A 23,154-nucleotide genomic window follows, 5' to 3' on the forward strand; every position below is an offset into this window, starting at 1 on the left:
AAATGTGACTTCGCGCAACTTTCCATGCAAAGATACGAAAGTCACCCTCTGCCAGATCATTACTCCAAATGGCTTACTTCGCTACGTTAAAAGTACCAATCGCCGGTTTTAACATGAGGAATTGAAGGCTCGACCCATCATTTAACTGAGGTTGATTAAGTGCAGTAGCAGTATCTGCGCGGGTTTCCCGCCCTCAGATTGACCAGCGCCGCCGTTAAATCTCTTTACTTGTTGAGAACAAGGGCTAGAACCTAAAGTTCGGTGACCGCGCGATACCCCATTTCCATGGCTGCAATCGCATCGGCTTCTGGCGCTGAATCAGAATTGGCGATTGTGATTCGCCCATGGGGCTGCCTGCCAACGGTAACCGAGCCCTCGGGGCCTGCGGCGGGATCTTCGCGGCCTGCCACGGTATAGCCATGGGCCCAGCGGTTTACGGTCAGACTGGCAACATCCCTGTCAAAATTGAAATACTTTGAGGAAAGCATGCCGCTGAGGTGCTCTCTAACCTCTGCTTCGTACACCGAAAAAGGCGTCCCTAGCATGCGGTAACGAGCCTCTCGATACTGTTCTATTGCAGGTATTCCAGATTTTTTACTATAGGGGCAGCTTATCATTTGAAGAACGCAGGGCGCATCGGGCCCTTCGGTATGCTGGTAAGCCCCCAAGCTCACTGGAAAATCTATAAAAAGTGTTTGGTGCATATTGCCGGGAGACATCGCCAGTCCGATGCCTTGTTCTTTGAATGCGCGCCAATTTCGTAGGCCCACCGAGGTATAAACCAGTGGACTTTTTAACTGCTCACTTAATGCTGTCGCTTGCTTTTCGGGTAGGTCGCTTACGATATGGGGAACCATTGCGTTGTGGCAGGCCATCACCACATGACTTGCTGAGATTTTATGAGCTTTATCGCCTCGCATGTAGTGAACGGAGACGCGTTCTGTTCCCGCCTTATCAGGAGAGTGGTGGACGTCTACTACAGTGCTGTTTAGCCTAATCCGCGATGGGTGGTTTGAGCCATCGAGTTGGCCGTAGTCAAATTTTGCGCCAATCAAAGATTCTGCCGTGGCCCCTTCAGCGATCGACGGTATCAGGTATTTCACTATTGCCCGGGCAACACCCGCGTTGCCATCGGGAAAATGATGGATGTAGGGGTGGTCTGCGTCGTAGACCTTCACGGGCGCAAAGCCCAATGCGCCGGCCTCTTTCGCTTTTTTTATGGTGAGCAACTCAGCACTGGCGTCTGACCAGTCGATCGCTGAATGCCTCGCCATGTGCAGAACTTGCGGATCATCGACGCCCAGTGTCTGAGTTAAATAGTCAAAGTAATTGTGGGTTTTGATGTATTCGGGCAAGTCGTCTTCGGAGACGTCGAGGGAGTGAAGGCCACTTTTTAACATATGCAACAACTGACGTTGGCCGCGCTTGGACAGCGGGGTTTGTGCTACCGCCTCCTCGTCAGAAATAGCGGCTCCAGGCAAACCTTCGATGTAGTTATAGTAATTACCAAAGGGATGTCTGACTACCGTATCGCGCCCAAATTGCTTTGCATTGAAATAGGTCGTGGCCCCTAACCCATGATCGCTGTAAAAGCTTTGATTAAAGGCGGTATCAAAGCGAGTTAGGTCTATACCGACGCCCTCGAACAGGGTTTTTACGGCCTCCGGGGCTTCTTTGGGCTCCACAAGTGTTTGTGATCCGCCATAGGTGATCAATTGACGACCATCGATGGTGTGCTCGTTACGTTTGGCGTGGCCCCCAAAGTCATCGTGATTATCGAGAATGAGGATTTTTTTGTCGGGACCGAACCTTTGTCGGTAGAAAAAAGCCGCCGCAAGGCCGCTGAGACCCGCGCCTACCACCACAAGATCATAAGATTCTTGCGTATCAACAATTTGGTCGAGGTCGAAGTCGGCGTTCCATGCGCGGGCATGAGCCATTGTATTAGATCCGGGGTGGTTGCCGCGCAGACCTGTTAGTGCCGGGGGGTATGCCTCGCCTTCTGCAGCCAATGCCCATGCTAGAGGCGAGGGTAGGGTGGTTGCGCCCAGAGCAACGGCTGATCCGTTAATGAAGTCGCGTCGCGTAATCTTTTTCATGTTCGAATATTCCTGCTACCGCTCGAAAATAGAGTTGCCCCAGCAATTAACGGCGCAGCCCAGCTGTCACGTGAAGTGCTGTGCTACAGACTAAATAAAAGGGTCGTTTTAAGCGAGTCTCTTTGGAACAAGGGCTGCGGCCAAGATTGAACTAGTGACTGCATTGTCTTCGTAAACCGACACCCGACACCCGACACCCGACACCCGACACCCGACACCCGACACCCGACACCCGACACCCGACACCCGACACCCGACACCCGACACCCAACACCCCTACTAATGACGGCTCAACATTCGATATCGGCGCGTTCCTGAACCTTTGCCCAGGGGGAATTGTGATTCGACGTTCCGGTGGTGTCTTTATTGACTATCCTGTAGGTATTGAGGCGATTAGCGCCGATAAAAGGCACTGCTTTTTGCAGCGTCGATAACAACGGCTGTAATAGTGCGAGTGCCTATGTTGGCGGTGTCTCGCTGCCTGATGGTGCTACTCCTAAAAGGAAAATTGGAAGGTTCAGTGATATGCCAGAAGGTCCAGAAATACGTCGTGCTGCTGATAAAATTGAAGCGGTGTTAAAAGACAAAACTGCCGAAAGAGTTGAATTTGGTTTGCAGCCACTCAAAAAATTCGGCAAGCGGCTCGAGGGCAGCAACGTATTAACCCTAGAGACTCGCGGCAAGGCGCTGCTGACGCATTTTAGTTCGGGCTTTACGGTTTATTCCCACAATCAACTCTACGGTGTGTGGCGAGTAGTTAAACGCGACAAACTGCCCAAGACTAATCGTCAGCTCAGGCTAGCCATCCATACGGACCAGCATAGCGCCCTACTTTACAGCGCTTCTGATATCAGCGTTTGGAATACGGAGCACATCGAGGAGCACCCTTTTTTACAGCGTATTGGTCCCGACATTCTCAGCCCTGCGCTCACTTGGCAGGCTGTAGCAGAGCGGCTGCAAAGCAAAGCTTTCTCGGGGAGGGCGCTCAATTCTGTGTATCTTGATCAGGCTTTTCTGGCGGGTTTAGGCAATTACCTGCGCAGCGAGATTCTTTTTCTTGCGGGGGTTCATCCTTCGCAAAAAGCGCGTGATCTCAGTAAAGGCCAAGTAGGTAAGCTTGCGCGAACCACATTGGAGATATCCAAGCGTAGCTATGCGCTAGCGGGGGTCACTCTTCCTGAACGCCAATACAAAGCGTTGAAAAAGCGAGGATTCACCTATGGCAAGGCCCGCTTTTTTGTTTTTGGACGGGCCAGCCAGCCCTGCCGCCTGTGTCAAACCAAGATTCAAAGGACTACCGCTAACTCGCGCAGAATTTATACTTGTGCAACCTGTCAGCCGAATTAATTGTTTTACATAACATGTGGCCAAGTTGCGGCCCACAAATTCGAATGCGGTGCTAATGCGCAACAGGGTTGCCCTAGTAGCGAGTGAACCTGCATCAAGGGCGTTGATCGCGTAAAGGGCTACTGGCTAAATACAATATTCCGCACCAGTATTTTTTGTTCACCGCCTTTATTTTGGCTCAAAAAGGCGATGATATTCGTCACGTCCGTGAGGTCAGTGCCGCCGTTTATGTCCTCTATGGAAAGCGCCACTGATGTCCAGGTGTCATTAATTTCATAGGCAGTGCCGGGACCAAATGTTCCGAAGTTATTAACCTGATCTCCGCGTAAGTAAGAGCCTGTCTGGAATCCAACACTAAATACCGCAGACGCGCTGCCTTTGATCTCAAAGCGTAATGTGCCCCCTGCAAATTGAGAGAGGTCCTCACCTAGATCTGCGTCCAGCTCTAAACTTGCTCCCCACCAATCGCCGCCTCGAGGCTGCACCATGACGGTACCGTCAGCGAGCAGCTCGATGTTTGCTGTGCCCTCCCAGGGAATTAATTTCAGTGGGGCGCTGGGGTAGCTCGCTTGGCCATCTTCGAGGGCCGACAAAGTCTGATGGGTTACGACATACAGTTGTTCAGTGACGGTTTCGCCGGGCTCACGCATTTCGTTGCGAGTGTTTATACGCCGCACGGCCATCTGACTCTTGAACGGCGGCAGTAACGCTGATGCCATGAGAGCATTGACGTCACCCGAGAAGCTCTTGACCAGCGGCTTACTGTCACGGGTTAGGCCATCAAATACCCCCGCGTCAGCAGCATCCCACAGGGTGAACTTGAGCGTGTTGTCGAGGCCTATAAGTCCAAAGTGATTTTCGGAGCCTTGAGGGTCTGCCGCTTGTTTCCATCGCTCATCAAATGCCTCGAAGTAAAATAATGAGATGCCGGCACTGTCGGTCCACTCGCGCAAGTACTCATGAAAGAGTTTCTGCTTATACTCGTCGGCGGCTTTTGACCCGTTTATCCCATAGGCTGTTGCGTCAGTTGTTGCCCAGCCGGTTTCACCGATGTGTATCGGTTTTTCAATGCCCAGTGAGGACGCGTATTCAACTACGGCGTTATATTGCGATTTGGCGTAGTCCACTGCGCGATGCATGACGGCGGCGGCCATAAACTGCGGGTCTAATGCCTCCTCTTCGGGGAGCACACCCCAAAACTCTGAGTTGTAAAAGGAATCGTGAAAGGGGTAGGTATGCACGGAAATAAAATCAACGGCGTGCATTAAATCTACCAACTCCTGAGTTTGGTAGACCGTATTCCCACCTCCCCAAGACTCATAGTTGTCGGAGCTTGTGATCCATACCTCTGGCGTAAGTTTGCCGGTAGCTTTTAAGTTCTGTAAATAATTGACCCACTTCGAGATGACCGGCGGGTAAACAAAATACTGAGTAGCCCACTGGACCATTGCCTCGTTTCCGACGGCGATCGCCTTAACAATGTCAGGGTGGGAATTGGCTAATCTTATGGCCGTGTCTATTTCTCGGGTGTTGTTCTCTATATTGCCTAAGGTGTGGTCGGGTGCAGTGTCGCCCACCCAGCGATTGTTTTCGGCATCCCAGACGCCCTCAGCCCACGCATTACGGGCCTCAATCCAGACACCCAGCATCACATACATTTCAAAGTCAGGGTCTTGTGCTTTAAGGGCAGAAATGGCTTCTAACGTTAGCTCTGCTAAGGGGTACTGGGACGTGTTATATGTTCTTAAGAGTTTGATTCCCATGGCCGCCAGAATTTCCATGTCTTCAATGACCTGCTCGAGGGTAGGGGCCTCGTCGCGAGTCAGTCCGCGGTAACCACCGTAGGAGATGGCGCGATACTTAGGGTCACCAAAAATAGCCGCTGGCGACGGGCTGCTGCGCAATTGCTCAGCGCTTTGTGGCAAATCGCAACCCACCAGCACTTGAATGATTAGAGCAACACTTAACCACTTCATTATTCTTCGCACGTTTTTAAATCCTGTGGGACCGTAGGTCAGCGATTATCAAAGATACGCAGTCTTCTAGGAACACTCGATGATTCGCTTTGTCGCACCGCTGAACCTGTTGACCCCAAAGTTATTGGTTTAACAGTACTCAGAGCAGGCCAAATACTGCTTGAGTGCCGTGAGGGGTAAGGCGTTATGAAGAATCGTCGGTAGGCTTAACTCCTGCGCAGGTTTGCCAGGCAGCCCATAACGATTAATCCGGTGCCCAGTAGCGTTTGTAACGTCAGCCCTTCCGCAAAAAACCACCAGCCCAATAGTGCTGCCCATATAAATGCGGTGTACTCAATGGATATGAGTTTCTGTGCTTCAGCGCGCCGATACGCCATCGACATCAGTGCCAGTGACCCCATGGCAAAAACCGCCGCAAAGGCGGCACCGCCCCACTGCATTGCATTGGCGGGTAGAGTGACAAAAAAAGGCGCCCCCATGAGCAGTAGTGCGAATACCATAATATTTTGGTAGAAGACGATCTCCATCGGGCTAGCTATCAGCGAATGCTTTCTTTGTACAATGAGATACAGGGCGTAGAGCAAGGCAAATAGAAGAACCGCTGACAAGCCCAGTAGGTCGCTGTCGGCATCGAGGCTGAGTAACTCGCCCCCAACGACCACAGCGACTCCCATGAAGCCAAGCCCTGCTGCTATTTTGGCGTTGCTATGGATTCGCTCACCCAGCAGGGGCGCTGCAAGAAAAAGGGTGATGATGGGCGCGATGAAAGAGAGGCCAATCGCTTGAGCCAAAGGGATACGGGTTAGGCTGAAAAAGAATAGGTAGGTCATGAGGGTTGTGATCACTGCCCGCAGGACATGCATTCGCAGGACCTGGCCGGAGATCGGCCGAACTCGGCTGGGGGAATAAAGCAGTAGCGCAAAGAGAACGCCGAAGGCCATCCGCCAAAACATAGCGCTGTAGGTTCCCATAGCTAATGCCTGCGCTTTCATAACAGCATCCAGCAGTGAAAACAGCAGCACGCCAAGCGCAGCCAGAAAAACCGGAAAATGTGTGCTTTGCTTCATGCTGAAGCCTTCTCCAATGTTGGTGTGCTGGCGCACTGCGCAATAGCGTGGATTTGAGCAGATATGATCTCTTCTACCAACCCCCATTTAAGACTTTCTGTTGAGGTTCAGGGGTACTCAGTACGCCTTAAGTACTGGGGATTTGGGGAAGTGGTGGGCGCAAGGGAGCTTGAGCCTAAGTTAAGCTGTTAGTGAGACCTTGGGCAGTGATCGCCTGAAACGTCTTGATCGCTAGCGTGCGTCCAACCTTTTGGCACACTCCAGCGCCATTTCCTGAAAGAGCTTCCCTCGCTCATTAAAAAAATCCAGTAAATGAAGTGATGTGGGTACGAAGGCAAAACCTAATTTAGCGTCGGGATGCCATTGAAAAATGGAACCGCCCAGCCCCATCCAACCATAAAAGCCCTCACGCCCCTCGTTCAAGGCTTTGGTGAACCGCGAACTGGCGTCGGTACATGGCAGGAATTGGTCCACACCGCCCTGAGTAAAGCGCGTTGGCAGCAGCCCTCCCATAGTCGCGGGCATTGGGTCTTTGTGCAGCTCCTGCCAAGCAGGTGTGCTCAGGCAGTTGACTGAGTCGAGATGGCCGCCGGCGGCCATCATTGCGGCTATGCGTGCCAGCCCCCTGGCGGAGGCATGGGTGTTGGCCGAAGGGGTTTCCCCGCGACGCATGCGGTTGTCGTTGAAGAAACCGATACCTCGCATTTCCCGGACCGGAGGCGTTCTCAAAGAGGACCCTTTGCGCACAGCAAGCAGAATTTTCAGCAGCCGCACCATCAATTGCAGGAAACTATGCAGCACCCTACGCCCAAGGGCTTTCGGTCGGAGGCTGGCCAGAATGTGACGTCCGATACTAAGAGGCGTTATTTTACTGACGCGCTGAAGTTGCTCTGCATTCAGGCCCACCATAACGTCAGCATCGAGAGGGCCACTAATCTCCTCAGCGAGGTACTCACCGATCGTGCGCCCTGCAGGATCTACTCTACGAAACACTTCGTTTACGATCCAGCCCCGGGTCATAGCGTGATACTCACGCCGGCCTACTTCGGGCGATCGAAAGTGCTGCTCCTGCTTTTCAATAATATTGCCAAGCCGGTTCGCCTTGATGTTTTCCGGCAGTAAGTCGTCGACGTCTATGGCGGTGTCAAAGTTGGCAAGCCCAGCTTCGTGACGCATCACATCGGCAACGCGGGTGTTCTCCTTGCCACCCCCACGGTATTCGGGCCACACGTCTTCTACTCGGGTTTCATAGTTGAGCAGGCCTTTGCCAACCAGTGATGCAATAGCGATGGCCTCGAGGCTTTTGCCACTGCTAAAGACATTGACCAGTGAGTCGGGTTTAAAAATGGGGCCGTCAGCTTTTGAGTAACACAGGTCCACAACCTTTTGACCGCGGTGATAAATACAAAGCTGCGCATTTTCTTCTGCTAGGGTGTGCATCTGCTTCTCGAAAAGTTGCTGCACAGGCTCGAAGCCCGCTGCCGTAGTGCCATTGATCACGTGTCTGAAAACCCCTGTTCATTCGAGATATTGTTGTGACTGCAAATTGCAGCCAGCTGTTACCACAGGGGCACCATAGCCTGAAGTGCAGTCTCAGGCGAGCTGCTCTGAGGTTGAAGCTGAAGCTGCTGGAAGGTGCAAGTTGGACACTTGCTGGAGCCTCACGGCATTGGCTCGACGGTAGGTTGCATGAACATTGCGTCTATTACCACTCTGGTGGCTATTTTAAGGGTTATCTCAACGGCTAACGTCATCGAATGTCTGGCATACTACAAAAAAACCACCTAAAGCTTTTTTTATGGCGCACCACAGTGTTCTCGATTTAGTCCCCATTACCCTTGGCAGCGACGCAGGGTGCGCCCTCGAGCGCAGCAAGCAGCTAGCTATAAAGGCAGAGCAGTGGGGGTATAAGCGGTATTGGGTCGCAGAGCATCACAACATGCCCGGCATTGCCAGCTCGGCAACAGCGGTGGTGATCGGTCATCTTGCCTCGGCAACTCAGACCATTCGAGTGGGCTCAGGGGGGATCATGCTGCCCAACCATGCGCCACTGATGGTGGCGGAACAGTTTGGAACGCTGGCCACCCTATACCCCAACCGAATTGATTTAGGCATAGGTCGCGCACCGGGCACCGATGGCCTTACGATGCAGGCTCTGCGACGTAATCTTGCCGCAAGTGTCGAAGACTTCCCCAGAGACGTGATGGAACTTCAGCAATACCTAAAGCCTACCCAACCCGGACAACGCGTTAGCGCAACGCCGGGGGCTGGCACTGAGGTTCCGATCTGGATTTTGGGTTCGAGTTTTTTTGGCGCGCAGCTTGCGGCCACCTTGGGGATGCCTTTTGCTTTTGCCTCACACTTTGCGCCCACCTACCTGAGCGCAGCAATCGGCACCTATCGCGAGCAATTTAAGCCCTCCGGTACCTTAAAAGAGCCTTATGTCATGCTGGGCTTTAACCTGTGTGCCGCAGAGAGCGACGCTCACGCCCATTTTTTACGTTCGTCGTCGCTGCAGTCCTTTGTCAATTTAAGGCGAGGAGTGCCGGGTCCTTTACCAGAGCCCATCGAAGGGTTTGAAGCCAGCCTCTCCCCCGCGGAGCGACAGATGGTTGAGGTGATTGGCCAATGCTCAGCGGTTGGCAGTTTAGAAACCGTTCAAGCGCAAATCGGCGATTTCCTCGCTCAGACGGGGGCAGATGAGCTGATGCTGGTATCTTCGATTTTTGACCCGGAGCAGCGTTTAAAGAGCTACGAGCTGGGGTCAATTGCGATGCAGAATCTCGCTGAGGCCAACGCACCACGTCGGGCTGTTTGCTGATTAACTTCCAGCGTTCGTGTCTATGAATTATCTTCCGCTGAAGCTTAACGCTCACAATGCCACATACTGAGCCCCAAAATCTGGGTGAAGCATTCGAAGTGCTATGCTGCACTTTCTCCAGCGACATCTTTATCCATAGCCGCCGTATTTACCTCAAGTGGCTGGTTTTGAGCACCCTGTTATGCATCTTGTTTCGCTTACAGCCATCACTTGAAAACACCAAGGAATAGCATTGAAGTTCATTATTAAGAATTGGGAACAACTCACGCTTACAAAAAAAATCTTGCGTATTTTTGATCGGTTAGTGATTGGAGTATTAAGTATTCACCTTGGTTTTGCTGCCTATGCTCAGGCTTTTTCTGAGAGTTATATGGATCGTGTTTTTGTAATTGAGCATGGTTGGCAATTCAGAATCCTATATCCCATCGCAACGACTCAGTTAGGTTTTACTCCTCCCTTTTTAGGAGTGGCTTATGTCAGTAAAAGTGCGATTGATGCTGCAGGAGTGACCATAGAGGAGGTCAGCGCACACGAAGCCAAGCACATCCAGCAGTTTTGGGAGCTGGGATTCAATCACTTTGGGGTTGAAACATGGAAGTTAGAGGGGGTGGCCGAATATGCTCGAGGTAAACCAACAGCGGATTTGTGTCAGCCCATAGAAAACGAAAGTGTGATTCGACTGAATTATAGAGATTACTTTATTGCTGTAACTTATCTAATTGAGAAGGAGGGTTTAAGTGAAAAAGAGATATATGAAACAAGTGAGTACCCTATCGAAACTGCAACACAATGGCTTTTGAATAATAGGTGTAAAAAAATATAAGAAGCTACTCAAAAAGAAAAATAACAATGGGTTGTTATTCGTGCCGCGCTTCTTTTAACCAACTGTCATTGACCTCTTAGCGAGGCGTTATCTGTCGCGCTTGTTGTTAGGCTGCCTAGAGGCTATGGATCCCAGTTTGTGTCGCTTTAAGTGTTGGGCCGTGCCGGGTCATCTGAACAGCTTCCCACACCTTATCAAGAATTTTTCTGCTGCAGATCAACCGCCGGTAGTTGGTGTGCCTTCTTATCAAACTGTAGTGCGGTTAGGCGATCGAACTTAAACGCGATTGCCAATAGATTATCTGGAAAGCTCTGCAACCTTGTATTGAAATTCATGACGGAGTCATTGAAGCCGGCACGGATCAGGGCAATTTCATTCTCGAGTGTAATCAAGCGCCTGTTGAAATCGGTGACCACCTGATGACCCTCCAGATCCGGATACCTTTCTAAACACAGCGATAGCTCATCGATCACTCTCGACTCGTGAGCCATATATGCATCTGCAGCCTTCACGTTTTCTACCTGTGCCCGCTCGGTTCTGAGCTCGGCCAACGCCTGCTGTAATCTGTTTTCATGCTCTAAGTAGCGCTTAACAACGCGCTCGAGGTTAGGGATAAGAGTAGCGCGTTTTTTCAGAGAGACATCGATATTAGCCCAGTTACGAGCGCAACGTTGACGCAGAAATATAAGGTCGTTGTACATTAAAACGATCAGGAATATCGTGAGGAAGAGAGGTGCAATCAGGGCAGCCGTGACAAAATCCGCCGACGAGAAGTTGCCATTACTTCCGCCAATCCAAAGGCCAACACCAAAAAGCAGGCTGGTACCTAGACTTAACAGCAACATGGCTTTTGAGGCCTTGATAAACATCACTTCTGCTTCGGAGCGATTCGAAATTATGTAAGGCGCTTCCTTATCGTGACTCAGCACCAGTGAATTTCCCGTGGTCTTATCGGCCTTTGCCTTACCCAGCAAATAGAGATCATCACCCGGTTGTAGACGCCGTTCAATGTACCGCTTCTTCCCAAACTGACTTGTGGATTTGTGCTTGGTAATGATCTCGGCTTTGCTGGGGAATACCCGTAATTTCCCTTCGTCATCCTCACAGTAAAACGGCTGTTTCTGGGTTTCTTCGTGAATTGTGTGCCAAGAAGACCGCTTACCCGAGCCACGCTTCTCCTGTATCTCGTAGTGGTACCAAGTGCAGGCAAAGCCGCTGACTGGGCCAATTAGGCAAGCTCCCTCATCCTCCGCAACGAGCTTTCCTTTCAGCTCTGTCAGGCCAAATACAACGCCCATGGTTTTACTGGTTGGTAGATTTTCCTGCATGCGTTTGACTTTAATTAATCGAAACGCGAGCCAGGCCAGTATTGCAATTAACACCAGTGCAACGAAGGTCAGAATCAGCTGCTGGCCAACACGGGTAGGCTGATAGGCCTGCACCGCCTGATCAGCTATGCGCTGCTGATCGACTGGTAGGGCAATAACCGGCGGTTTGGCCTTACCGCGCATTATTGCGTAAGGTTTTTCTGGAAAGCGGTTGATCTGTCGCATATAACGGGAGCGCACTAAGTACGCAGTGTTACGCCAGTTATTGATTTTCTCCTTTTCCAAGTCTGTCAGCGCACCATATTCTGGATTGCCGAGATTAAAGGGCAGCTGCCAACCCGGAAATATAATGTTGTGGTTTTCCAACACGGATGTGATCTGATCTTCTGTACGTTTTAGCTGGCTATCAACACGGTCATAGCCGGCTTGAACATCAGATTCCAGGCTCTTAAAGCCATAGCTTATTAGCAAGGTGCTGCTGGCAACTGTGATCAATCCCAGAAACGCCAGCACACGGTGCAGGCCTAGCGTGAAGGCCAATGCACAGCACATCAGAACCAAGAAAGACACGCCACCCCACAGAAGAAATATGGCATTGGCACTGAGCTCACTTCGCTCCGATGCACCCGTGAAACTGGAGATGATCGACAGATAGTCGCCAATTTCATCGAAGGTCACGGTCGGCAGTTTGGGGTCTGCATGCAACCAACCAAACACCGTGATCTGTTGGCCGGGCTCAATGCGCCACTCGGTATGCCTTATTCTGCCAGATTGTTGCTGATAACTTTGATGCACGGACCAATTGATAAGATTGCGCTGGTGCTTGGCACGGATATTGGCGTTGCCACTGGCATCTGTCAGGTGAAAATCTACGGCGCGGGACTCATCCTTGAGGGTTCTCCAGCTTGTCCCACCCTCAGAGTTGCGATGCTCCTTTTGGACGAGGTGGCGGTAGTAGACACTTTTGGTGTTGGTGCGCGGTGATGTAAGCACCTCATCACTCGGCTCAACTCTGCCCTGTAACTGGCTCTCACCACCCGCAGCTCCGTGGATTGTGGTCAGAGGAGTTCGTTCTAAAATTCGAAAATCCAGAACGCTCTGGAAGCCCTCATTACTGAGCACTAATGCGAAGTAACACAGCGCCACAACCGCCAGTGCACCCACCCTCCGATCGTACCATTGCATATTGGCTTCCGATGTTATTTTACTGTTGCTCAATAATAGCAACTCAAGAAAATTCTTCAGCGACTGTCTTGATTTTTTAACTGAAATAGAGGGCTTCGCGAAACTTCGGCCACTTGTCTTGAAATTATGTCCCTAGGTCGCTTTGACAATGTATATCCGCTCACCGATAAATTTTAGAACGCGGAGAGCCGAGCCACAAATTTTCAGTGGCTGGCCCGCTTTGACTCAATCTACTTGTGGGTAGCGCTGGGCTGGAGACCACTACTGCCTTTTAGCGGTAAACTAGCGATCCCAACGGTGGCTAATGATTGCAATTGCAGACGGCTTAGAACACGCTTGTTGCGGAATAATTTTAACTATGTGAAAAAAGGATACGCAGTATGCCGCGAGTAAATTTAGAGGGTAGCTCTTCGATTGTTACAGGAGGCGCGTCAGGGATAGGTGAAGCCTGTGCGCGTCAGCTGGCCGAATTAGGCTCAAAAGTAGTCGTTGCTGACCTTAACGAGGAGCGCGGCAAGCAAGTAGCCGAGGAAATTGGGGGGCAATTTGTTAAGTGTGACGTCTCAAGTATTGAAGACGCAGATGCAGCCGTCGCTGCCGCTGCGGCCCTAGGTCCACTCAGGGCTTGCGTGAACTCTGCAGGTCTGGGCGCCGCAGGTCGTACTGTCAGCCGAGACGGCGACCCCTTCCCACTAGACAAGTTCACCTTTGTGATCAAAGTAAACCTGATTGGAACATTTAACATGCTGAGTCGCGCTGCTGCTCAAATGGCAAAGAACGAGCCACTTGATGATGATGGCGGTCGCGGTGCTGTTGTGAATCTTGCGTCTGCGGCAGCCTTCGACGGACAAATTGGTCAGTGTGCTTACTCGGCATCTAAAGCAGGGGTGGTCGGCATGGCGCTTCCCATTGCCCGTGACCTCGCCGCCGTGGGTGTTCGCGTCAACACCGTTGCACCCGGTCTCATCGATACGCCCATTTACGGTGAGGGGCCAGAATCTGAGGCATTCAAAGCTCACCTTGGACAGTCGGTGCTGTTTCCGAAGCGGTTGGGTAGCGCTGAAGAGCTTGCCTTTGCTGTCGTCGATTGCATCACAAACCCCTACATGAATGCCGAAGTCATTCGACTCGATGGTGGTATTCGCATGCCGCCCAAGTGATTGGGGATATGGCCGCGGTGTCGGCGGGGTGTCTGGAAGTGCTCATGGAAATCTGCGGGTAACTTCAGGTACTCCCTTATTACTAGCGTCTCATAAACCGTCATTACTATAGGCGGCTGACAAGCCTCAGAGCTTTCAGAAAGTAGAGAGTGACTATGCTGCTACCCGCCTATGCGACCGGTTTTGCCCTGGGTTTTTCATTAATTTTGGCCATTGGTGCTCAGAATGCCTTTGTGCTGAGGCAGGGTCTGCTTCGCCAGCATGTGCTGCTTGTGGTGTTGTTCTGCGCCACGGCCGACACGCTCCTGATCTTGGCCGGTGTCGCGGGGCTCTCGGCGCTGATTGCGGATTTAGTCGGTCAGTACGCTTCCGTGCTATTCGGACTTGCTGCTCTATGGCTTGCCGGTTACGGGGTGATGCGGCTGGGCAGTGCTATTCGCGCTGACGATGCAATCAGTACGGACGCCGCGACGGCCACTACTGTCACGGCGGTCCTGACGACAGCGGCCATACTGACCTTTGGCAATCCGCATGTTTACCTCGATACCGTTGTGCTGATTGGCGCGGTGTCACTGCAGTTTCATGGCACGTCAAAATTGGCCTATGGCGCTGGTGCGATCACGGCAAGCTTTGTCTTCTTTTTCATACTGGGTTACGGAGCGAGTTTGCTAGCCCCAACAATGCAGCGGCCAAATGCCTGGCGTATTCTGGATGCATTGATTGCCCTGGTGATGTTTGTGCTGGCGCTAGGAATGGTTAAGGCTGGCGGCTGGCTTGGCGGTTAAACGGTCGCTGGATATGCGGCTTTCATCATATCTGTATGGCGTCGTATGATTTCCCAAACCCTGGCCACCTATGAGCAGGTCACGTATGAGCTTCTTGGCCGAAGCAAATAAGTCGCCGGGAGCACCCAAGCGCGAGAAGCGCGATCCAATAAGGCGCGCAGCTGTGTGGGTGTCAGCATAAAAAAAGGGCCATTCCGAGGAATGCCCCTTTTGTACGAAACACACTATCAAGTTTGCAGTGCCTTAGCGTGGAAAGCACAACGTTAACAGCGGCTAGCCATTGGCTTGCTCAGTCAACGGCAATAACCACCTTGTTAATGGTGCCGGTGAAGCGGGTTTCCGTTGGCCCTACACCGATGTCTTCTGCGACCGGCGTCTGGTTGTCGAGACCCACGTCAGCCGTTTCGTCGGCAGAGAATATCAGCGGCTGGGTTCTGCCAATTCTGCCGGACGCGACTTCTTTACCGTTCACAGAAATGGTTGCGTCGCCGCCTTTGCCCAAGCCGCCACCGTCGTAGTCAAAGTTCATGACAATGGTTGCCGGACCGGGGGGAATCGGCTTCTCCGCTGCGACAGTAAATCGCTCAAGACCGAGGAAGTTATAGGTATAAATCGGTCGACCGTCTTTCATGTAAAGCGACCAGCCACCAAAGCGGCCACCCTGAGTCAGGATTACCCCGGTTGTGCCTTTGTCGACTTCAACGTCTGCGGTAATGCTCTTCGACCTGTTCTTGGAGTTCATGAAGACATTCTCCAACATGCCGTTCATACCGTCATACAGCGTCAGTGACTTTCGGTCGCCCAGTAAATCAGGGCGTCCTGCGATAGCAGGATTCACGCGCTCCACTGAACGATCGTCAATCGGCAGCACGTTGTACTTCTCGGCCTCTGCCATAAAAGTGGCTTCCATTGCTGCCACACGCTCAGGGTACTGATCAGCCAGATTATTCACCAAGCTGAAGTCTTCCTTCGCGTTGTAGAGCTCCCAAACGTCATCCTCAAGCGGCTTTTGCTTGCCAGTCTGCCAAGGTGCCCGGTGCAACACGCGGGCGAACCAGCCATCCTGATACAACGCTCGGTTTCCAAACATCTCAAAGTACTGAAGCGTGTGCTGCTCAGGGGCATCAGCATCATTCAAGCTGAACATGAGGCTCGTGCCGGCCATGGGCTCCTGAACCGTTCCATTGACGCTAGTGGGCTCGGGCAGGCTAGCAGCCTCAAGAATGGTCGGCGCGATGTCGATTACATGAGAAAACTGGCTGCGAATTTCGCCCTGACTTTCGATGCCGTCAGGCCAATGGACGATCATGCCATTGCGGGTGCCGCCAAAGTCAGAAGCAACTTGCTTGGTCCACTTAAACGGCGCATCAAAAGCCACTGCCCAGCCCGCTGACATATGCGGAAAAGTATATTCACCGCCCCATTCATCGAGACGGGGCATCAGGTCTTCGACCTTTTCAACGACTTGGTTGAAGTAGGTCATTTCGTTGTACATGCCGATGAAACCACCCTCAGCGCTGGTGCCGTTGTCACCCGCAATGTAAATAATGATGGTGTTGTCTAGCTCGCCAATATCTTCCACTGCATCAACCAGCCGGCCGACATTCACGTCTGTGTGCTCCATGAAACCGGCAAAAACCTCGGCCTGACGCGCGAAGAGCTTACGGTGGTCTGCAGGGAGATCTTCCCAAGCACTCAAATCCTCTGGGCGATCGGCTAGCTGAGTGGTTTCAGGAATGATGCCCATCTCTTTTTGCTTGGCGACGGTCTCGGTGCGGATCTGATCCCAGCCCTTATCAAACTTACCTTTGTACTTATCAGCCCACTCCTTAGGTACGTGGTGCGGCGCGTGCACTGCGCCGGTCGCAAAATACATATAAAAGGGCTTGTCGGGCGTCATCGACTGCTGCGCTTTCATCCAGCCAATCGCCTGATCGGTCATGTCGTCGGTAAAGTGATACCCCGGTACGTGGGGCGGGTTCACGCGGGTCACACCATCGTAAACCAGCGGATACCATTGATCGGTTTCACCGCCAATAAAGCCATAAAATTTGTCGAAGCCTGAGTGCGTTGGCCAGCGGTCAAACGGACCGGAGACACTGGTTTCCCAGGCGGCCGTCTCGTGCCACTTGCCGAAAGCACCTGTGCTGTAACCATTGAGGCGCATCATCTCGGCCACTGGCGCTACTCGGTTAGGAATCTTTCCGGTGTTGCCCGGAAAAGCGGTCGCCGTCTCCATAATGGAGCCGGTATTGGTCTGGTGGTGGTTGCGACCAGTCTTCAGAGCGTTCCGCGTGGGTGAGCAAAGCGCCGTCGTGTGGAAGTTGTTATAGCGGAGGCCGCCCTCGGCCAGGCGGTCCATCGTCGGCGTATTAATGGGTCCACCAAATGGGGTGGTCGCACCAAAGCCCACATCATCAATCAACACAATAATGACATTCGGTGCACCCTCTGGCGCTTTGACCGAAAACAACGGTGGCGTCTCGACATTACGGACGTCGAGCTCCTTAAACTTGGGCGGATCAGGTTCCGCAATGGGGAGATGCGTGCGATCCACCTCGAAGGCGTGCGCACCCACCCCCACAGTTAAAAACGAAATGCTCAGCAATAACCTTTTGGCAGTCTTCATATCTTTACTCCCCATCTTTTTCCTATTCGTTAAGCTTTCATCAAAGTTAACGGCCGCTAACTTAGCCTGTGAGCACTCGACCCCTAAAAAGGGCCGCTACTCATGCTGGCCTTTCAATAACAAACAAATGTTAGCTTAATGTAACTTTCGGATAACTACAAAGGAAAGGGAAAATCGAGGATTTGAGAGCAAGTTGTCACCTTTTGCACCGTTGGCAGCTCTCGGCATGTCGGCGGCGCTTAGTGAAGCGATGCCGCAATCACCTTTGTATCAGTCTGCGAGCACCGACTCGAGGTAGGCAAGCACAACGCGCTTTGCTTCCTTGTGGTAGGTCGGGGTGAGGGTCCCCTTTTCAATGAGAGATTTACGCCACACAAGATCTGCAAGTTCTGAGCATATTTCGCAGGCCCTTGCAGTTCGTCGCGTCTTGGGCACCAAATCCTGCTGGTGAAGCAATGTAAACAGCGCTCCCCCAAAATCACGGCTCACTGTGTTGACCGCTACAAGCGATACCGGGAGCAGCGCGAGAATCATCTCCACACGGTTCTTGAGATAGAAATCGCGCACGCTGTCGATATATAGCACCATCACTTCACGCCAATCAGGGGCACTTGGCGGTTGGGGCAGTTCGGCGACCATTTTCTGCATACCACGCTGATAAAGCGCATCCAGCAGCGACTCAATCGACGCGAAAAAATAGTAAAGCGATGCTCGTGGTACAGCGGCTTGCTTGGCAACTGCATCGAGCGTGATCGTCTCAAGTGACCCCGCTTCGAGAATCAAATATTCAGCCGCTGCAATAATGCGGTTGTAACGCTCCACCCCGGGCTTTCTCGTCGGTTGGCGAGCGGGTATGCCGATTTTTTTGGCCATGATTTCTTCGCCTGCGTGTTCGATGAGCATGACATAAACCTTGCGTGTGAAGACACACGCTGTCGATTTTTGTCTTCTCAGAAATCTGCATCGTACTATTGATGAATTCCGGCAAGCAAAAAATTTGTGGGCATTAAGCCGCTGCACCTAGCCACACAACCTCAATAGCTCAAGGAGATTGCTGAGCCCCGCGTCCAACTCGCACTGGGAAAGGATCGCGCACTGGGCGTCTACTAAATACGCTCAATCTATTCTTAAGTTAGAAAGGCCTGAGGTAACCCACAGGGACCCACGGAATCTGTCGCTTATAGAGATTTATTTGCCGTGACGTTAGCTCTAACCTATTCAACTGACACTTTGCTGCGACATCGGATGTGAAAATCTTCTCATTTCGCCTACAGGTTGTCGGCATGAGTAAAAACGACGAGTTGGTAACCTAAATAAGTCTGGTTAAGTCAGTCGCAGCGGTCTGTTCCGCAGATGGCGTTGCGGCGTTAAAAAACCAGGTGAGAGCGTTGGCATAATTTTCTGGAGTTTCCCTATGAGCGATAAATCACTGTCCCTGATCCTCGGCAGCGGCGGTGCCCGAGGCATGGCACATGTAGGCGTGATCCGCTGGCTGGAGGAACATGATTATAAGATTGCATCTATCAGCGGGTGCTCAATGGGCGCGCTAGTGGGTGGAATATATGCCTGTGGGAAATTGGCTGAGTTTACTGATTGGCTGCGGGCCCTCGACAAGCTCGATATTGTAAAGCTGCTGGATGTAACTTTGAGTGATGGCGGATTTGTAAAAGGTGACCGGATTATCGAAACGTTAAAAGAGCTGGTCGGTAATCACCGCATCGAAGAGTTGCCGATTACGTTCACGGCTGTCGCCGCGAATATCGAAGATGAAAAGGAGGTCTGGCTAAATCGCGGTCCAGTATTTGACGCCATCCGGGCGTCCATTTCACTGCCACTGTTTTTTACCCCGGCTCAGCTGGGTGAGCAGCGCCTGCTTGATGGAGGCATTCTGAATCCGGTGCCTATTGCACCGACCTTTAACGACGCTACCAGCTTGAAGCTGGCGGTGAATCTCAACGGCAAGCCGCTCGCCTATGCCCAGCCCGTGAAAGAAGCGGCGGTGGAAGGTCAAAATGGTCTTCGTGAAAAGGTGCAGACTTACATTGAAGACCTCGCCCGACGTTCGGTGAGCAAAGTCGATATCGATATGGATATGTTCGATATTGCCAACCAGACTTTCGATGCTATGCAAGGTGCGATTGCGCGGCACAAGCTTGCCATCTACCCACCGGACGTCGTGGTCGAAATTCCTCGTAACGCCTGTGGCACTCTCGAGTTCGACCGCGCGGAAGAGATGGTCGAGCTGGGCTACGAGAGCGCAGAGCGCGCGCTAGGTTCGCTCAGTTGACTTTATTCCCGGGCGCAGTGCCCGTTTGGGAAGCATCACTCTTGGAGAAGCGGCGCGAAGCATTAGTGGGCTAGCCGGAGCTTCAGCGCAACAAGTTTGCAGCGCTGCGGTTAATTCATGGTGGTAAATGCAGCAGCGAGGAACGCGAACAGGATTGAGATGCCAAAGAGGGCGGGTAAAACTAATGCGGTGAAGCTAGTTGGCACATGCCCTGAGGTGTCGGGCATCCTCTCAGGGAGCCATAGCCTTGCTACACAGAGCAGTAGAAGGCTATACAGCAGCGACAATAAAGATACCGCCATAGCAGGCCCCAGCCCTTGGGGTTGAGTGAGATGGGGTAGGGCAGCAAGTACACCGCAGGTAAAGCCGGCGGCACCTATGCCCAGTAGTCGGGTGGCCCAACCCGTGCTTCGACCTGCACCGCTTACTCGGTCGATGAGTGCGAACAGGATGACCCCGCCGGTAACCAAGGATGCGGCCTCCAAATTTATGATTGACTCAACTCCGGGGCCCATAAAGACACACGAGGCTAGAATAAAGGTGAGCAATAGAGTGCCCAGAAGCTTGAACTTGAGGGGAATAACCAGGTTGTCCGGTGTACGTGCAAACGGAGTCAATACGGCGGCCACCACCAATCCCCAGAGGGTGGGCGCTAAAGTCACGCTAAGTATACGACCGATTTGCGTGGGATCCGCTACATCGGTGAGCATTTGCACCAGCCCCATCAGTACGAGGATGATCATCAGGGGATGAATTAAGTCTGTTATCAGATTGATACGATTTCGACTGAAGCCACCCGCCGCGGCGAGGGATAAGGTCAAGCTAGCAACAATAACGATGGGAGTGAGATTAAATAAATGTGCAGCGGTAACGTACAAGTTAGCCTCCTTTGGCACCCCAGACCCTCAGCAATTCGACAAGACCCTGTAGGCACAGATCCAATAACAGCAATGGAGCAATGCAAGCACTGCAGCTCAAACTTTTCCAGATAAAGTTCTCATTTGGGCGTGGGAAGCTCTAGAAATATAATCTAGGTCACAGGTTGCCTATAGAGTGTCACCAAGCGTGAAAGTTTTAAGGCCCTGTTGAGGGCAGCCTCCTTCGCTAATGCTGTTGACGGGTTTGGGCATGCCATTTCTATACGTCCATTCTTGAACGAAACCACGTGGCAGCCAATGTCACACGTTGTTTGGTGGCCTCTTTATTATATAAGTGTGGTTGAGCTGGCACCCGCTCCAGAAAAAAGAGCTGGCGATGGAGGTGGCGCCTTGACTGGCGGTAACAGAAGGGGCTGGGCAGGGGCGAACTATTCTTTGGCTATTCTGAATCTGTCGCTTATCGAGGTTTATCTGCCGTGGCTATAGCGTTAATTTATCCACCTGCCACTTTGCTGCAAATGCTTTAGGAGGTAGATCTATGATTACCTACACATATTGGCTTCTGGCTTTCGGGCTCACGCTGATGGTCATGCTGCTGGTTGGAGCAAAATTTAAACAATGGCGCACGGCTACAGTACTAGCTGTCGTGTTGCTCATCGGCGCGTGGGCCGCTTACTACTTCCATTTCCAGCAACTTTTTGTCAAGCAATGGGGGGGTGTGATGAGCGTAACTGTGCCCGATGGGCAGCGGCACCTGAACGCCACCTGGAAAGATAATCATCTTTGGATAGAGAACTACGACCCTAAATCCAATGTCTGCATCTTTACCGAATTTTCCAAGGGCAACATGCTGCAGGGCAAGGTCATTATCAAAAACTGCAACCCTGCCGCACTGGGCGAATAAGTGAGTCGGGGCTGCTTCTCGTTGAGCCCGGCACTGCTCTCGAAGAACAGACTCCGACGTCTGAATGGCCAAGTAGCGTACTCTGGGGCTAAGGGCCTTCCGCAAACGCCAGTCCGCGGTGTCTGATTAAGTGGGCCGACTGGCCCCAGTCGGCATGATCAGCTGATCTTCTTCATCTCGGGAAGCCGGAAGTCTTGTAGCTCTTCCAGTTTCGGCTCGTAGATGCGGAGAAGGTAGTACCAGCCCTCAGCGGTCGGGAGATGGTTTTCGACGTCGCCACAATCACCAAAGCGAGCATCAAAAGAGCCATCCTCGTTCAAGCTCATGTTGCACTCATTCAGCATGCCGTCTTCGTTGTACATCCACCCGTCCGCGTCATAAATGGTGATCGAGAACCCCCCGGGATCTTTGAAAGACGGGGCGGAGTAGGGGGTCATGTAGCAGCCGTCGTTGTTGAACTTGGGAGAGCTCAAGTACGGCGGCTGTGCATCGGGTAAAAGACCCCAGCCGATTCCCTGATGATCGCCTCAGATGGTGGGGCGCCAGTACAATGTGTCACTTATTGCACATTTGTTAGGTTCCTGTTGATATACCATAGTGTGTTGGCATGTCGTGGTGGTATGTCGGAAGACCATTCCTAAAAGGGAGATATTTATGCAAATTGTGAGAGCCATAGTGCTGAGTTTTTGTGCGTTCATGATCCAGCCGGCGCTGGCTGATGAGGTCGAGACGACACTGGAGAATTTCCGCACGGCGGGTGCTGGCGAGTTTATTGAGGACGCTTATGGCTACGCAGTGTTCCCCAGTATTGGAAAAGGCGGCATTGGTATTGGTGGTGCGCACGGTAAGGGTTTTGTCTATCGGGATGGCGAGCGGACGGGCAAGGTAAAAATGAGTCAAATTACCTATGGCCTGCAGTTAGGCGGACAGGTGTATAGCCAAATGATTTTCTTCCGAGATGAGCGCTCCTATAACGACTTCACGTCGGGCAATTTTGAGTTTGGTGCACAGGCGACTGCGGTGGCGCTCACCGCGAGTGCAACGGCTTCGACTTCAACTGGTGGCGGTGGCACTGCGTCTGCCGGGACCGACGCCGACTCTAACGACGTAACCGCTGAAAATAAGCAGTACGATGGTCGCAGTGGTATGGCGATCTTCACGATTGCCAAAGGCGGTCTGATGTACGAAGCCACGCTGGGCGGCCAAAAGTTCAAATTTGAAGCGTTAGACGATTAGCCCACAGAGTTAGATGAGGCCGCTTGATAGCGGCCTTTTTTTTGGCGTAGTAAATGGTAGGCCCTCTTGCGCAATGAGATAACGGGTCACAACATAAAATTCTCGATACGAGAGTCGGTTCGCGTCCTCGTCTGGATTCGGGAAATATACGCTTATGGTTGGTGCACCTCGAACATACTCGGCCATTCCCTCGCGCCTCCATTTTTCTAGTCGGTGATATTGCAGCCTCCCTAAATAATCAACCTGCTCAAGGTGCTTCCCTTCATGACGACGCACACCCTCTATGCTTGTACCCAGACGCTCAATCGCCTCTCGGTTCACATAGGCAACCGACACAAAGGGCAAAGCAAAGCCGATTCTATTGTTTAAAGGATGGAGCAATTTGAATTGCCAATCTCGTTCGATGATAAAGCGCGCTCTTCCCAAGTCTCGGCAGTTGTATGTGCGTAGCGGGCATAAATACCGTGGGTCGCGATAAAAATTATCACGGCAACATCGACCATTCGACGGGCAATCCTAATCGCAGGGTGCGCCTTAAAAGCTCTATACGTTATTACTAACTTAAAAAATTGACCGTAATTTTGTGACGGCGTGATGATTTGCAAACGCTCCTTGATCTCTTGAGGGAG

General features: G+C 52.0%; 18 protein-coding genes. 8 read left to right on the forward strand and 10 right to left on the reverse strand.

What is annotated here, in order from left to right; all coding sequences use genetic code 11:
• Positions 1 to 251: 251 nt before the first annotated feature.
• On the reverse strand, positions 252 to 2,099 hold the full coding sequence (locus tag ACMAY6_RS01510) for an NAD(P)-binding protein (RefSeq protein ID WP_435213838.1): 1,848 nt from the start codon (positions 2,097 to 2,099) through the stop codon (positions 252 to 254).
• Between the two features lie 525 nt (positions 2,100 to 2,624).
• On the opposite strand from ACMAY6_RS01510, the gene nei reads away from it, so the two are divergent.
• Positions 2,625 to 3,446 (forward strand): endonuclease VIII, encoded by an 822-nt coding sequence (gene nei / locus ACMAY6_RS01515; RefSeq protein WP_435213840.1) that lies wholly within the window; start codon positions 2,625 to 2,627, stop codon positions 3,444 to 3,446.
• A 119-nt stretch (positions 3,447 to 3,565) separates the two neighbouring features.
• On the opposite strand, the gene ACMAY6_RS01520 is transcribed toward nei, so the two are convergent.
• The 3 genes from ACMAY6_RS01520 to ACMAY6_RS01530 form a co-directional block, all read right to left on the reverse strand.
• Complete coding sequence (locus ACMAY6_RS01520; protein WP_435213842.1) at positions 3,566 to 5,422, reverse strand: exo-beta-1,3-glucanase; 1,857 nt, start codon at positions 5,420 to 5,422, stop codon at positions 3,566 to 3,568.
• Between the two features lie 206 nt (positions 5,423 to 5,628).
• A complete protein-coding gene (locus ACMAY6_RS01525) occupies positions 5,629 to 6,489 on the reverse strand; it encodes a DMT family transporter (protein ID WP_435213844.1) in 861 nt (286 codons plus the stop codon).
• 231 nt (positions 6,490 to 6,720) lie between these two features.
• On the reverse strand, positions 6,721 to 7,989 hold the full coding sequence (locus ACMAY6_RS01530; RefSeq protein ID WP_435213846.1) for a serine hydrolase domain-containing protein: 1,269 nt from the start codon (positions 7,987 to 7,989) through the stop codon (positions 6,721 to 6,723).
• Between the two features lie 298 nt (positions 7,990 to 8,287).
• On the opposite strand from ACMAY6_RS01530, the gene ACMAY6_RS01535 reads away from it, so the two are divergent.
• Positions 8,288 to 9,310, forward strand: a complete 1,023-nt coding sequence (locus tag ACMAY6_RS01535) for an LLM class flavin-dependent oxidoreductase (protein ID WP_435213848.1) — start codon at positions 8,288 to 8,290, stop codon at positions 9,308 to 9,310.
• A 232-nt stretch (positions 9,311 to 9,542) separates the two neighbouring features.
• The gene (locus ACMAY6_RS01540) at positions 9,543 to 10,133 is read left to right on the forward strand and encodes a hypothetical protein (protein WP_435213850.1); all 591 of its coding nucleotides are present in this window, start codon (positions 9,543 to 9,545) and stop codon (positions 10,131 to 10,133) included.
• Positions 10,134 to 10,327: 194 nt separating this feature from the next.
• Here the strand turns inward: ACMAY6_RS01540 and ACMAY6_RS01545 are convergent, their stop codons facing one another.
• Positions 10,328 to 12,646: a LemA family protein gene (locus tag ACMAY6_RS01545; RefSeq protein WP_435213852.1), complete on the reverse strand. Its 2,319-nt coding sequence runs from the start codon at positions 12,644 to 12,646 to the stop codon at positions 10,328 to 10,330.
• A 380-nt stretch (positions 12,647 to 13,026) separates the two neighbouring features.
• Here ACMAY6_RS01545 and ACMAY6_RS01550 point away from each other — a divergent pair, with 380 nt between their 5' ends.
• Both ACMAY6_RS01550 and ACMAY6_RS01555 read left to right on the forward strand, forming a co-directional pair.
• The gene (locus ACMAY6_RS01550; RefSeq protein WP_435213854.1) at positions 13,027 to 13,806 is read left to right on the forward strand and encodes an SDR family NAD(P)-dependent oxidoreductase; all 780 of its coding nucleotides are present in this window, start codon (positions 13,027 to 13,029) and stop codon (positions 13,804 to 13,806) included.
• Positions 13,807 to 13,961: 155 nt separating this feature from the next.
• Positions 13,962 to 14,591: a LysE/ArgO family amino acid transporter gene (locus ACMAY6_RS01555; protein WP_435213856.1), complete on the forward strand. Its 630-nt coding sequence runs from the start codon at positions 13,962 to 13,964 to the stop codon at positions 14,589 to 14,591.
• 289 nt (positions 14,592 to 14,880) lie between these two features.
• Here the strand turns inward: ACMAY6_RS01555 and ACMAY6_RS01560 are convergent, their stop codons facing one another.
• Together ACMAY6_RS01560 and ACMAY6_RS01565 are read right to left on the reverse strand one after the other, a co-directional pair.
• Positions 14,881 to 17,220: an arylsulfatase gene (locus tag ACMAY6_RS01560; protein ID WP_435213857.1), complete on the reverse strand. Its 2,340-nt coding sequence runs from the start codon at positions 17,218 to 17,220 to the stop codon at positions 14,881 to 14,883.
• Between the two features lie 270 nt (positions 17,221 to 17,490).
• On the reverse strand, positions 17,491 to 18,123 hold the full coding sequence (locus ACMAY6_RS01565) for a TetR/AcrR family transcriptional regulator (protein WP_435213859.1): 633 nt from the start codon (positions 18,121 to 18,123) through the stop codon (positions 17,491 to 17,493).
• Positions 18,124 to 18,634: 511 nt separating this feature from the next.
• Between ACMAY6_RS01565 and ACMAY6_RS01570 the strand changes: the two genes are divergently transcribed.
• Positions 18,635 to 19,507, forward strand: coding sequence for a patatin-like phospholipase family protein (locus ACMAY6_RS01570; RefSeq protein ID WP_435213861.1), 873 nt, complete (start codon positions 18,635 to 18,637; stop codon positions 19,505 to 19,507).
• A gap of 110 nt (positions 19,508 to 19,617) precedes the next feature.
• On the opposite strand, the gene ACMAY6_RS01575 is transcribed toward ACMAY6_RS01570, so the two are convergent.
• Positions 19,618 to 20,385, reverse strand: coding sequence for a hypothetical protein (locus ACMAY6_RS01575; RefSeq protein WP_435213863.1), 768 nt, complete (start codon positions 20,383 to 20,385; stop codon positions 19,618 to 19,620).
• A 538-nt stretch (positions 20,386 to 20,923) separates the two neighbouring features.
• Between ACMAY6_RS01575 and ACMAY6_RS01580 the strand changes: the two genes are divergently transcribed.
• Positions 20,924 to 21,289 carry a hypothetical protein gene (locus tag ACMAY6_RS01580; RefSeq protein WP_435213865.1) on the forward strand — a complete coding sequence of 122 codons (366 nt, stop codon included), beginning with the start codon at positions 20,924 to 20,926 and terminating at the stop codon, positions 21,287 to 21,289.
• A gap of 158 nt (positions 21,290 to 21,447) precedes the next feature.
• Here ACMAY6_RS01580 and ACMAY6_RS01585 read toward each other — a convergent pair whose 3' ends face one another.
• Positions 21,448 to 21,726, reverse strand: coding sequence for a hypothetical protein (locus ACMAY6_RS01585; RefSeq protein ID WP_435213867.1), 279 nt, complete (start codon positions 21,724 to 21,726; stop codon positions 21,448 to 21,450).
• A gap of 217 nt (positions 21,727 to 21,943) precedes the next feature.
• Between ACMAY6_RS01585 and ACMAY6_RS01590 the strand changes: the two genes are divergently transcribed.
• Entirely contained in the window at positions 21,944 to 22,525 is a 582-nt protein-coding gene (locus tag ACMAY6_RS01590; protein ID WP_435213869.1) for a YSC84-related protein, read from the forward strand.
• Between the two features lie 9 nt (positions 22,526 to 22,534).
• On the opposite strand, the gene ACMAY6_RS01595 is transcribed toward ACMAY6_RS01590, so the two are convergent.
• Positions 22,535 to 22,906 carry a hypothetical protein gene (locus tag ACMAY6_RS01595; RefSeq protein WP_435213871.1) on the reverse strand — a complete coding sequence of 124 codons (372 nt, stop codon included), beginning with the start codon at positions 22,904 to 22,906 and terminating at the stop codon, positions 22,535 to 22,537.
• Positions 22,907 to 23,154: the final 248 nt, after the last annotated feature.

Origin of the sequence: Luminiphilus sp. nBUS_16 (assembly GCF_051201645.1) — a bacterium.
Classification (GTDB): domain Bacteria; phylum Pseudomonadota; class Gammaproteobacteria; order Pseudomonadales; family Halieaceae; genus Luminiphilus.

Coding starts and splice junctions, on each gene's coding strand:
- ACMAY6_RS01520 (WP_435213842.1), bottom strand. CDS start 5,422: ATGAAGTGGTTAAGTGTTGCTCTAATCATTCAAGTGCTGGTGGGTTGC.
- ACMAY6_RS01545 (WP_435213852.1), bottom strand. CDS start 12,646: ATGCAATGGTACGATCGGAGGGTGGGTGCACTGGCGGTTGTGGCGCTG.
- ACMAY6_RS01590 (WP_435213869.1), top strand. CDS start 21,944: ATGCAAATTGTGAGAGCCATAGTGCTGAGTTTTTGTGCGTTCATGATC.
- ACMAY6_RS01565 (WP_435213859.1), bottom strand. CDS start 18,123: ATGCTCATCGAACACGCAGGCGAAGAAATCATGGCCAAAAAAATCGGC.
- ACMAY6_RS01570 (WP_435213861.1), top strand. CDS start 18,635: ATGAGCGATAAATCACTGTCCCTGATCCTCGGCAGCGGCGGTGCCCGA.
- ACMAY6_RS01550 (WP_435213854.1), top strand. CDS start 13,027: ATGCCGCGAGTAAATTTAGAGGGTAGCTCTTCGATTGTTACAGGAGGC.
- nei (WP_435213840.1), top strand. CDS start 2,625: ATGCCAGAAGGTCCAGAAATACGTCGTGCTGCTGATAAAATTGAAGCG.
- ACMAY6_RS01510 (WP_435213838.1), bottom strand. CDS start 2,099: ATGAAAAAGATTACGCGACGCGACTTCATTAACGGATCAGCCGTTGCT.
- ACMAY6_RS01525 (WP_435213844.1), bottom strand. CDS start 6,489: ATGAAGCAAAGCACACATTTTCCGGTTTTTCTGGCTGCGCTTGGCGTG.
- ACMAY6_RS01555 (WP_435213856.1), top strand. CDS start 13,962: ATGCTGCTACCCGCCTATGCGACCGGTTTTGCCCTGGGTTTTTCATTA.
- ACMAY6_RS01580 (WP_435213865.1), top strand. CDS start 20,924: ATGATTACCTACACATATTGGCTTCTGGCTTTCGGGCTCACGCTGATG.
- ACMAY6_RS01585 (WP_435213867.1), bottom strand. CDS start 21,726: ATGACCCCCTACTCCGCCCCGTCTTTCAAAGATCCCGGGGGGTTCTCG.
- ACMAY6_RS01560 (WP_435213857.1), bottom strand. CDS start 17,220: ATGAAGACTGCCAAAAGGTTATTGCTGAGCATTTCGTTTTTAACTGTG.
- ACMAY6_RS01535 (WP_435213848.1), top strand. CDS start 8,288: ATGGCGCACCACAGTGTTCTCGATTTAGTCCCCATTACCCTTGGCAGC.